Source organism: Massilia glaciei (assembly GCF_003011895.2).
GTDB lineage: Bacteria > Pseudomonadota > Gammaproteobacteria > Burkholderiales > Burkholderiaceae_D > Telluria_A > Telluria_A glaciei.
In genome coordinates this window covers 1-10,799 of record NZ_PXWF02000082.1, presented here as the reverse complement: position 1 = coordinate 10,799, position 10,799 = coordinate 1, and the positions used below count along the sequence as shown (strand labels likewise).

Sequence of the window (10,799 nt, the reverse complement as noted above, 5' to 3'; positions counted from 1 at the left end):
GGTGTTCGAGTTGACGGTGTCGAAACCGAGGCCGAGGCCGGCAGCGAACTCGCGCAACTCCTTGACGTCGTCCGGCCTATCCCACGGGAAGTGCAGCGACACGGTCGGGGTGGCGCGCGTGAGCTGCTCGATCACGGCGCAGTCTTGGAGTTTTTCGAACACGTTGCGCGGTTCGCCCAAGCCCGGAAAGCGCGCGAAGCGCGTGCCGCCGGTGCCCACGCCCCAGCTCGGGAGCGCGACGGCGAAGGTCTGCGCCAGCGCCGTCAGCTTTTCGATGTCCTGCCCGCGGCGCGCCAGCATGCCGCCCAGCGCCTCGTAATCGGCGGCGATGTTGCCGCGCACGCCAGCGTTGTGTTGTTCCACCTGCCCGCTGTCGATCAGCGGCGTGATTGCTGTACTCATGAGTATCTCCTGATTCTAGTGGTGGCAAGCCGGTGGCAAGCCGGTCTTGCGCCGGCTGCCCGCGCCGTCCTTAGCGCGTGAATGCGGCGGCGTTGCCCGCGTCGACGTTGAGGATGTTGCCCGTGCTCTTGCCGGCCTTGCTGCTCGACAGGAAATACACGGCTTCGGCGATATCCTCCGGCAGCACGCTCAGCTTGAGCAAGCTGCGCTTGCGGTAGAAATCCTCGACGTCGTCGGCGTCGATCTTGTTGGAGGCGGCGCGCTCCTCCTTCCATTTGCCGTTCCAGATGCTCGAACCGCGGATGACGGCGTCGGGGTTGACGACGTTGACGCGGATGCCCAGCGGCGCGCCTTCGAGCGCGATGCAGCGCGCCAGATGGATTTCGGCCGCCTTGGCGGTGCAGTAGGCCGAGGCGCCGGCGGACGCCACCAGACCGTTTTTGCTGGCCACGAACACCATGCTGCCACCGAGCTCCTGCTGCTTCATGATGCGGAACGAGGCCCGGCTGATCAGGAAGTAGCCGGTCGACAGGATCGCCTGGTTGCGCTCCCAGATCTCGAGCGTGGTCTCCTCGATCGGCGCCGAGGAGGCGATGCCGGCATTCGACACCAGCAGGTCGACGCCGCCAAAGCGCAGCGCGGTGGCCGCCAGAATGCCGTCGACATCTGCCTCGTTCGTGATGTTGGCCTGGACCGTGGCCACGTTGTCCTTGCCTGCCACCTTGACCAGATTCGCATGGGCCTCGGCCAGCGCCTCGGGGTTGATATCGGTGAGCATGACGCAAGCGCCCTCCTGCAGCATCTGGCGCGCCACGGCCTGGCCGATGCCGCCGGCGCCGCCGGTCACCAACGCGATGCGCCCGGCCAGGCTTTTGGGCTTTGGCATGCGCTGCAGCTTGGCTTCCTCGAGCAGCCAGTATTCGATGTCGAAAGCCTCTTGCTCGGGTAGGCCGACGTAGGTGTCGACCCCGTTCGCGCCGCGCATCACATTAATCGCGTTGACATAGAACTCGCCGGCGATGCGCGCGGTGGCCTTGTCCTTGGCGAACGAGAGCATGCCCACGCCGGGGATCAGGTAGATGATCGGGTTGGCGTCGCGCACGGCCGGGCTGTTGTCGCGCTTGCAGCGCGCGTGGTAGGCGCTGTAGTCGGCGCGGTAGGCCGCCAGCGCGTCGTCGAGGCCGGCCACGAGGCCGTCGAAATCGGGCTTGGCCGGATCGAAATCGATCAGGAAGGGGCGGATCTTGGTGCGCAGGAAGTGGTCCGGGCAGGACGTGCCGAGCGCGGCCAGCGGGCCGAGGTCCTGGCTGCAGACGAATTCGAGCACGGCGTCGCTGTCGTCGAAGTGGCCCAGTTTGTACTCGTCCTTGCTGATCTTGCCGCGCAACAGCGGCATCAGGCGGGTCGCGAACGCGGCGCGCTCGTCCGCCGGCAGGGCCGCCACGGCGGCGCCGCCGAAGGACGGCTGCTTGCTGTTGGCCGCGAGCCAGCTTTCGGCGCGCTGGATGATCGCCAGCGTGGTCTCGTAGCACGACTTGGCGGTGTCGCCCCAGGTGAACAGGCCGTGACCCTCGAGGATGATGCCCTTGAGCTCGGGCTGCGCCTGCGACAGCGCCTCGAGCTTGAGGCCGAGGTCGTAGCCGGGGCGCTGCCATGGCAGCCAGCCCAGCTCGCCCTCGAAGATGCTGGCGGTCAACGCCTCGCTGTTTTTGCAGGCGGCGATCGCGATCACCGAATCGGGATGCATGTGGTCGACGTGGCGGCGCACGATGTAGGCGTGCAGCGGGGTGTCGATGCTGGCCGCGCGCGGGTTCAGGTCGAAGGTGCAGTGCGGCAGGTAGGCGACCATCTCGTCTTCGAGTTCGAGGCCGCGGTAGCGTGCCTTGAGCGCATTGAGCTTGTCCATGTACAGGGTCGAGAACCCGTCCAGTTTGATGCTGCCGAGGTCGCCGCCGGAGCCCTTGACCCAAAGTACTTCGACCTGCTCGCCGCTGAGCGGATCGGTCATCGCGATCTTGGCCGAGGTGTTGCCTCCGCCAAAATTGGTGATGCGCAGGTCCGAACCGAGCAGGTTCGAACGGTACAGCAGCAACTGCGGCTCGCCCATGGTCGCGGCGAGGCCGTCGTCCCACAGCGAGGTAATTGATTGTTTGCTGCCGGTTTGATTAGTCGCGGTCATACAGTCTCCATGATTTTTATATAAGTGAATTCGTTTTTGCCGCTGGCGAGTCGGGTGGGTAAACAACACCGAGGTCAAAGCCGGTCGAGTGCAACCAGTAGAAATCAGAGGGCATGGCGTGTCAATCGGCCGGCAATCAAGATGATGATTAAGACGCTAATAATCATTTCCTTGATTGCCCGCGTGGTTTTCCATTCGCGCGTTTTTGAAACAATCACCTTATTGATTGCTTGGTGATTGACTGTCGTCATCTAAGTGATTAGTCTGTTTATCACCGGAGCGTTCCATGACGGAGCGACTACCGGTGAAAGCCGCACAGACGGCACCACAGGAGACAGAAAATGGTTAATCACAAACGCCGTAAACGTTTGCTGAAGCTGCTCGCCGAGCACGAATCGGCGACCGTCCCGCAATTGGTCGAATGGCTCAGCGCTTCCCCCGCCACGGTACGGCGCGACATCAGCTGGCTCGCAGCGCGCAATCTGCTCACCCGCACCCGCGGCGGCGCCGCCAACCTCGAACAAAAAAAGCGCTGCTTCGCCCTCTCGAGCGAGACCTTCCAGAACAACATCCAGAGCTTCGCCGAGCGCAAACGGGCCATCGCCCGCTACGCCAGCAGCCTGTGCGTCGACGGCGAAACGATCATCATCAACGGCGGCACGACCACCTTCATGATGGCCGAGTTTTTGGTCGACAAGCACCTCAAGATCCTGACCAACTCCTTCCTCATGGCCGAGCGCCTGCTGGTGTCGAGCGAGAACGAGATCATTCTCCCTGGCGGCACCGTGTACCGCGAGCAGAACGTCATCCTCAGCCCGTTCGAGAACGACATCACCCAGCACCATTACGCCGCCAAGATGTTCATGAGCGTGTACGGCTTGTCGCTGCTGGGCCTGATGGAGGCCGACCCGCTCCTGATCCAGGCCGAAAAACGCCTGATCGGCCAGGCCGAGGAATTGATCGTGCTGGCCGACAGCTCCAAGTTCGCCAAAAAGGCCGGCCTGATCTTGTGCGGGCTGAACCGCGTCTCGACCGTCATCACCGACACCTACGCCTCCGAGTCGGCGGTGCAGCTTCTTGAGCAATCGGGCGTCAAAGTGATCACCGTCGCGCCCGATGTGCTGCTCAAGCAAAGCGGCGCCAACTCTTTCAACCAGGCGTTCGACCAGAGTTCGACCGCCCTCTTCCTCTCGGAGACATCCCATTGAAGCTCAATAAACTGATCGGCGCCGCGGTCACTGCCACGTTGGCCTTGGGCCTGGCCGGCTGCAGCGATAAAAAGACCGACGCAAATCCGGCGGCGCAGCAAAAAATCCGCATCGCGATGGTCGTCAAAAACCTCGGCAATGGGTTTTTCGACGCCGCGCACGAGGGTGCCAAGGAGGCGGCGAAAGAGCTCGGCGGGGTCGAGATCATCTACACCGGCCCGACCACCCCGAGCGCTGAGGGGCAGATCGAAATAATCAATTCCCTGATCAGTCAAAAGGTCGATGCGATCGTGATTTCGGCCAACGACCCGAACGCCATCGTGCCGATCGCCAAGAAAGCCATGCAGCGCGGCATCAAGGTGTTGTCTTTCGACAGCGGCCTGGCCAAGGAAGGCCGGCTGATGCAGCTGAACCCGTCGAACGCCGAGCTGATCGGCCAGAAACAGATCGAGATGGCGGCCAACGTCAGCGGCGGCGAGGGCGAGATTGCGATCCTGTCCGCCTCGGCCCAGGCGACCAACCAGAACATCTGGATCGGCGTGATGAAAAAGGTGCTCGAAAAACCAGAATTCTCCAAGCTCAAGCTGGTCGCGACCGTCTACGGCGACGACCAGTCCGACAAGAGCTACCGCGAAGCCGTCGGCCTGCTGCGCAGCAATCCGAAACTCAAAGTGATCATTTCGCCAAGCACCGTCGGGATCAACGCCGCCGCCAAGGCCGTGGTCGACGAGAACATGGTCGGCAAGGTCTATGTGACGGGGCTTGGACTGCCGTCCGAAATGGCCGGGCACGTCAAATCGGGCGCGGTCAATGAGTTTGCGATCTGGAATCCGATCGACCTCGGCTACGCCGCCACCTACGCCGCCCACCAGTTCATCCAGGCCAATCCGAACGCCAAGGCCGGCGGCGAGCTGCCGCTCGGACGCATGGGCACCATCAAGATCGACGCCAACGGCGAGGCCGCGCTGGCGCCACCGTTCACCTACAACAAGGAGAACGTCGACAAGTTCTCCAAAATTTTCTAGGCCATGACGGTGAATCCGACGACCCCGCCCCCTGTGTTGCAGCTGTCCGGCATCTGCAAGCGTTTCGCCGGCGTGATCGCGCTCAACGACGTCGGGCTGACCGTGCGCGCCGGCGAAGTGATGGCGCTCATCGGCGAGAACGGCGCCGGCAAATCGACCCTGGTCAAGACTTTGACGGGCATCTACCGGCCCGACACGGGCGCCATTTTGCTCGATGGGAAAGAAGTGGTGTTCAGTAGCGCGCAGCAGGCCATGCAGGCCGGCATCACCGCGGTGCACCAGGAGACGGTGATGTTCGACGAACTGACCGTCGCCGAAAACATCTACGTGGGCCGCCAGCCGACCTGCGGCTTTCCGCCGCGCATAGACTGGACGCGCATCGAGGCCGAGGCCGAGAAACTGTTCGCCCGGCTCGAAGTGACGCTGCCGGTGCGCGCGCGGGTCAAGGACCTGAGCGTGGCCCAGCGCCATTTTGTGGAGATCGCGCGCGCGCTGTCGCAAGACGCGCGGGTGGTCATCATGGACGAGCCGACCGCCTCGCTGTCGCAGCGCGAGATCCACGAGTTGTACCGCATCATCGGCCAGCTCAAGGCGGCCGGCACGGCGGTGGTGTTCATCTCGCACAAATTTGACGAAATCTTCGAAGTGGCCGACCACTATGTGGTGCTGCGCGACGGCCATTTTGTGGCCGCCGGCGCCCTCGCCGACATCACCGAACCGGAACTGGTCTCGCTGATGGTGGGCCGCGAGATCCACCAAACCTTCCCCAAGCTCGCCGTCGAGCTCGGCGAAACGGTGCTCGAGGTCAAGGCGCTGTGCCACCCGACCGAGTTCGACCAGGTCAGCTTTGCGTTGCGCAAGGGTGAAATCCTCGGCTTTTACGGCCTTGTCGGCGCCGGGCGTTCGGAAGTGATGCAGGCCATATTCGGCCTCTCGACCGGGGTACGCGGCCAGATCACGGTCGAGGGCAAGCAAGTGTCGATCACCTGCCCGGCCGACGCCATCCGGCACGGCATCGCCTACGTGCCCGAAGACCGCCAGCACCAGGGCGCGCACTTGTCGCTGCCCATCGCGCACAACATCACCCTGCCGATCCTGTCAAAAATCGGCTTCTTTTTGCGCGGACGGCGCGGCCAGGAGACGGCGATCGCCCGCCATTTCAGCGAGCAACTCGAACTCAAGGCCAACCACCTGACCCAGCATGTATCCGAACTGTCGGGCGGCAACCAACAGAAAGTGGTGCTGGGCAAGTGGCTCGCGACCAATCCGAAAGTCATCATCCTCGACGAGCCGACCAAGGGCATCGACATCGGCTCCAAGGCCGCCGTGCACCGCTTCATCAGCGAGCTGGTCGGGCGGGGTTTGTCGGTGATCCTCGTCTCGTCCGAGTTGCCCGAAGTGCTGGGCATGGCCGACCGCGTCGTCGTGATGCACCAAGGCCATATCAAGAAAATTTTTGCACGTGCAGAGGCGACCCCGGAAGGCGTGGTGGCGGCCGCCTCGGGCAGCGAACACAGCTTTGAGGCGGAATGCGAACTGACAACCGAGGTGTGCGCATGAATCTGCTCAAACAACGCGAAGTATTGCTGGCCGGCGTGATCGTCGTGCTGATCTTGCTGGTGGGCCTGCGCGCGCCGGTGTTCCTGACCACGGCCAGCATGGGCAACCTGCTCACCGATTCCACGCTGCTCGTCATGCTCGCGCTGACGCAGATGTTCGTCATCATCACGCGCGGCATCGATCTATCGGTCGCCTCGAACCTGGCGCTGTCGGGCATGATGGCGGCCCTGCTCGCATCGAAGTATCCGCAACTGCCGTTGTTGCTCGTGATTGCCACGGCGGTCGCGATCGGCCTGCTGCTCGGACTGATTAACGGCTGGCTGATCGGCGTGCTCGAGTTGCCGCCCATCGTCGTCACGCTGGGCACCATGAGCGTCTACCGCGGCCTCGTGTTCGTGCTCTCGGGCGGCGCGTGGGTGTCGTCGCACCAGATGCCGCCCGATTTCGTCGCCTTTCCGCTGGCCAGGCTGTTTGGCGTGACCCACCTCGTGTGGATCGCGGCGGCGATGATCTTGCTGACCTGGTGCATCGCCCGCCACAGCCGCTTCGGCCGCGACCTGTATGCGATCGGCAACGAACCGCGCTCGGCGCGCACCATCGGCATCCCGTCGGCCAAACGCTTGTTGTGGACCTACGGCTTGTCGGGCGCCATGGCCGGCCTGTGCGGCTACTTGTGGGTGGCGCGCTACGCCGTTGCCTACACCGAAATCGCGTACGGCTTCGAGTTCACCGTGATCGCCGCCTGCGTGATTGGCGGCATCAGTATCGCCGGCGGGGTCGGCACGGTCGCCGGCGCAGTGCTCGGCGCGCTGTTCCTGGCGGTCATCAACAATGCCTTGCCGATCGTTAAAGTGTCACCGTTCTGGCAGAGCGCCCTGACGGGCATCGTGATCCTCACCGCCGTGCTGATCAACGCCCGCGGCGACAAGAAGGGCAGCCGCCAGATCCTGCCGCTGCAGATACTCAACCAAACTGACAACAGGAAAGCCGCGTGAACACCCTCACCGCCCAGCCCGCCGCGAGCACGTCGCGTTATACCATCCTCGACCGGCAGGCTTTCCAGATCAAGGCCCTGCTGGGCCGCTGGGAAACCTTGCTGGCGATGCTGTTCGTTATCGCGTTCGTCACCAACAGCGCGCTGTTGCCAAACTTTTTGGACCTGCGCAACCTCGCCGATTCCACCTTCAGCTTCAGCGAGAAGGCGCTCATCGCGCTGCCGATGGCCTTGCTGATCATCTGCCGCGAAATCGATATTTCGGTCGCCGGCACGCTGGCGCTGGCGTCGGTGGCGATGGGCATGGCGCACGCGCATGGCATGCCGCCCGAAGCCTTGATCGTGGTGGCGCTGCTCACCGGCACCCTTTGCGGCAGCCTCAATGGCGTGCTCGTGACCCGCTTCGCGCTGCCATCGATCGTCGTGACGATCGGCACGCTCTCGCTGTTCCGCGGCCTTTCCAGCGTGGCGCTAGGCGACCAGGCCTACACCGGCTACCCCGAACTGATGAGCGAATGGGGCCAGGGCTACTTCTTCGACCTGATCCCGCGCGCCTTCGTGGTGCTGCTCGTGTTTGCCGCGCTGTTCGCGCTGCTGTTGCACACGACGAGCTGGGGCCGCCGTATTTTCGCCATTGGCAACAATCCGGTCGCGGCACGCTTTTCCGGCATCTCGGTCGACCGCTACCGCCTGATGTTGTTCATGCTCACCGGCGCCATGGCGGGCCTCGCCGCCTGGCTGCTGACCGGGCGCATCGGCAGCACGCGGCCGAACATCGCCATGGGCTGGGAACTGGAGATCATCACTATGGTGATCCTGGGCGGCGTGCGCATCGAGGGCGGCGCCGGCACCATCGGCGGGGTCCTGCTGGCGGTGCTGACGCTGGGCATCGTCACCTACGGCCTGTCGCTGGCCAATATTCCCGGCATCATCATGACGATCGTCGTCGGCGTGCTGCTGCTGGTCACCATCGCCCTGCCCCGCCTGCTGCGCGGTCGCAAGACCGCCAAATGAGCGATTGCGATGCCACGCTGGTGCTCGACATTGGGAAGACCAACGTCAAGCTGGTCCTGATCGACTTTGGCGGCGCCACCCTGGCCGAGCAGCGGTGCCCGAATACGATTTTGAACGACGGCGCGTATCCGCATCACGACACCGAACGCATCTGGAACTGGATGCTGGGCACCTTCAAGACGTTTGCGCGCATCGCAAAGGTTGGCGCGATCGTTCCCGTCACGCATGGCGCTACGGCGGCGCTGGTCGACGGGCACGGGCTGGTAATGCCGGTGCTCGATTATGAGAGTAAATTGCCAGAGTCAAGCGATGAAAAATACGGCGACGTGCGACCGCCGTTTTCGCAGACCTTCTCGCCGGCCCTACCGGCCGGGCTCAACCTAGGACGCCAATTGTTCTGGCTGGCCGCCGAGTTTCCAGACGACTTCGCGCGGGCGCGCCACATCCTGATGTATCCGCAGTATTGGGCGTGGCGGCTCTCGGGCGTGGCCGCGAGCGAGGTGACCTCGCTCGGTTGCCATACCGACTTGTGGCAACCCAAGGAACAGGACTATTCGTCCTTGGTCGCCCGAATGGGATGGACCGACCTATTCCCGCCTGTGATGGCCGCCAGCACCGTGTTGGGGCCCTTGCTACCCGCGTTGGCGGAACTGACCGGCTTGCCGCCCGACTGCAAGGTGCTGTGCGGCATTCACGACAGCAACGCCTCGCTGCTGCGCTACCTGGGCGGCAACGTGGGCACGGTCTTGTCGAGCGGCACGTGGCTCATCGCCGCCTCGTTCGGCACAGGGCTCGACAAGCTCGACGAGCAGTCCGACATGCTGGCCAACACCAATGCACTCGGCCAGCCGGTGGCGTGCATGCGTTTTATGGGCGGGCGCGAGTTCGCCGCGCTCGCTGGTACCGAACCACAAGTGTGCACGACCGCGGATTTGCAGAAGCTGATCGACAAGGGCAGCTTTGCCCTGCCTTGCTTTTCCGAATCCGGGGGCCCGTTTTCCGGGCGCACCGGCGCGATGATGGGAACTGCGCCGGCGTCGGATCGGGAATGGTATGCGCTTGCGACCCTATATTGCGTCCTCATGAGCGATTACTGCCTCGACGCGCTCAGCGCCACGGGGACGATCGCGGTGGAAGGCAGTTTCACCGGCAATCCGCACTTTGCGCCGCTGCTGGCTGCAATGCGACCAGGGCAACAAGTGTTTGTATCCGATGATGCCAGCGGCACGACGTGCGGCGGATGGATGCTGCACCGGGGCGACGAATCCACCGCACCGTCGACAGTCCCCGCCGATCCCTTGTGTTTGCCGGGATTGTCGCAATACCATGAGCGCTGGCGCGCTTTGCTAGCCTAGTAGCGCGCAAAGCTTCAATTGCATTCGTGCCGGCCGAAGGTTTTCTCGAGAAACGCCAAATACGCCGGATCGGATTTCGCCAAGACCGTGCAATTAAACGGCGGCTGCTGGATTCTGCCAAACAGGTAGATGGAGGCGGTCACCGCAAAGTACTCTTTTTCGTTTTGCAAAAAATGCGCGCGGTGGAATGCGTTGGGATACCTGCCATCGACACCGGCCCGCTCGAAGGCATTTGCGATATCCGGATTTTTCAGAGTAAGCACGTAGAAGTGATACGCGTGCAACAGCTCATGCAGCAGAACCGGTTTGTTGGCTGAGAACACAATCAGCGGCAGACGGACCGCCCCTTCCCCGCCGCGAATGGCGAATATCCCCGCATTTCCCCGTACGCCGGGATCGACGTAAATCTTCGTTTTTTTGAAAAAATCAAACACCTCGGGCGGCAGGCGCGCCGCTTCGACAATTGCCAATTGCTCGATCAGTGAGGCCGCCACCGGGCCCGCGAACCGGCTTTTTTGCTCACTGTCGAGCAGGCTGTCATCGATCTTGAAGCCACGATGTTCAATCTCCGCCAACGCGGTCGGCGAGACAAGCAACAGCATCGAGAGTAGATACGCCCTGACATTCATTTGAAACCTCGTAAAAGAGTGAAAAGCCACAAGCTTGCGCACAAACGTAATTTTCAGGTAGGGCTTTGACGCGCGTAGAGTGCCACTGCAATTTGGAAGAAGAGGGTCATTGTAAAACAGAACGAAACGGCGGATTAATCAACGTAACATTCTTCGGTTCGAATGCTCTGATTTTTCAAAAATCGCAATTTCGCTCGAGCACGTCTGGCTTGCTATCCGTCTTCGCACTCTCCAAGGTGCGATGGCATTTTCTCGTTTGGGTGTGCTAAAGTGGGCTTCTCGATTGATATTAAAAGAAAAATTTATCATTTTTTTGTCGCACAGGCAATTTGTCGGAAAAAACTGCGCCTCTTCGGGGGCCTACTTAACTCTCGAATGGACCGTGCAACATGTACTAGACCGGATTCAGTCCCAATCCACCGGACTTAAGCGC

Annotated in this window: 8 protein-coding genes and 1 pseudogene; 6 read left to right on the top strand and 3 right to left on the bottom strand. The window is 62.5% G+C overall.

What is annotated here, in order from left to right; all coding sequences use genetic code 11:
• A pseudogene (locus C7C56_RS06210) lies at positions 1 to 402 on the bottom strand (sugar isomerase); the annotation flags it as partial.
• A gap of 70 nt (positions 403 to 472) precedes the next feature.
• Positions 473 to 2,581 (bottom strand): bifunctional rhamnulose-1-phosphate aldolase/short-chain dehydrogenase, encoded by a 2,109-nt coding sequence (locus C7C56_RS06205; RefSeq protein WP_106756594.1) that lies wholly within the window; start codon positions 2,579 to 2,581, stop codon positions 473 to 475.
• 341 nt (positions 2,582 to 2,922) lie between these two features.
• Here C7C56_RS06205 and C7C56_RS06200 point away from each other — a divergent pair, with 341 nt between their 5' ends.
• The 6 genes from C7C56_RS06200 to C7C56_RS06175 are packed head-to-tail and all read left to right on the top strand — an operon-like array spanning position 2,923 to position 9,737.
• Positions 2,923 to 3,789 (top strand): DeoR/GlpR family DNA-binding transcription regulator, encoded by an 867-nt coding sequence (locus C7C56_RS06200; RefSeq protein ID WP_106756593.1) that lies wholly within the window; start codon positions 2,923 to 2,925, stop codon positions 3,787 to 3,789.
• Complete coding sequence (gene rhaS, locus C7C56_RS06195; protein WP_219933113.1) at positions 3,786 to 4,814, top strand: rhamnose ABC transporter substrate-binding protein; 1,029 nt, start codon at positions 3,786 to 3,788, stop codon at positions 4,812 to 4,814. The genes C7C56_RS06200 and rhaS overlap by 4 nt, the downstream gene beginning before the upstream one ends.
• 9 nt (positions 4,815 to 4,823) lie before the next feature.
• A complete protein-coding gene (locus C7C56_RS06190; protein ID WP_229458221.1) occupies positions 4,824 to 6,374 on the top strand; it encodes a sugar ABC transporter ATP-binding protein in 1,551 nt (516 codons plus the stop codon).
• A complete protein-coding gene (locus tag C7C56_RS06185) occupies positions 6,371 to 7,369 on the top strand; it encodes an ABC transporter permease (protein ID WP_106756591.1) in 999 nt (332 codons plus the stop codon). Before C7C56_RS06190 ends, C7C56_RS06185 begins: the two co-directional genes overlap by 4 nt.
• A complete protein-coding gene (locus C7C56_RS06180) occupies positions 7,366 to 8,382 on the top strand; it encodes an ABC transporter permease (RefSeq protein ID WP_229458219.1) in 1,017 nt (338 codons plus the stop codon). The genes C7C56_RS06185 and C7C56_RS06180 overlap by 4 nt, the downstream gene beginning before the upstream one ends.
• Complete coding sequence (locus C7C56_RS06175; protein WP_106756590.1) at positions 8,379 to 9,737, top strand: FGGY-family carbohydrate kinase; 1,359 nt, start codon at positions 8,379 to 8,381, stop codon at positions 9,735 to 9,737. The genes C7C56_RS06180 and C7C56_RS06175 overlap by 4 nt, the downstream gene beginning before the upstream one ends.
• A 14-nt stretch (positions 9,738 to 9,751) precedes the next feature.
• Here C7C56_RS06175 and C7C56_RS06170 read toward each other — a convergent pair whose 3' ends face one another.
• Complete coding sequence (locus tag C7C56_RS06170) at positions 9,752 to 10,366, bottom strand: hypothetical protein (RefSeq protein WP_146204308.1); 615 nt, start codon at positions 10,364 to 10,366, stop codon at positions 9,752 to 9,754.
• Positions 10,367 to 10,799: the final 433 nt, after the last annotated feature.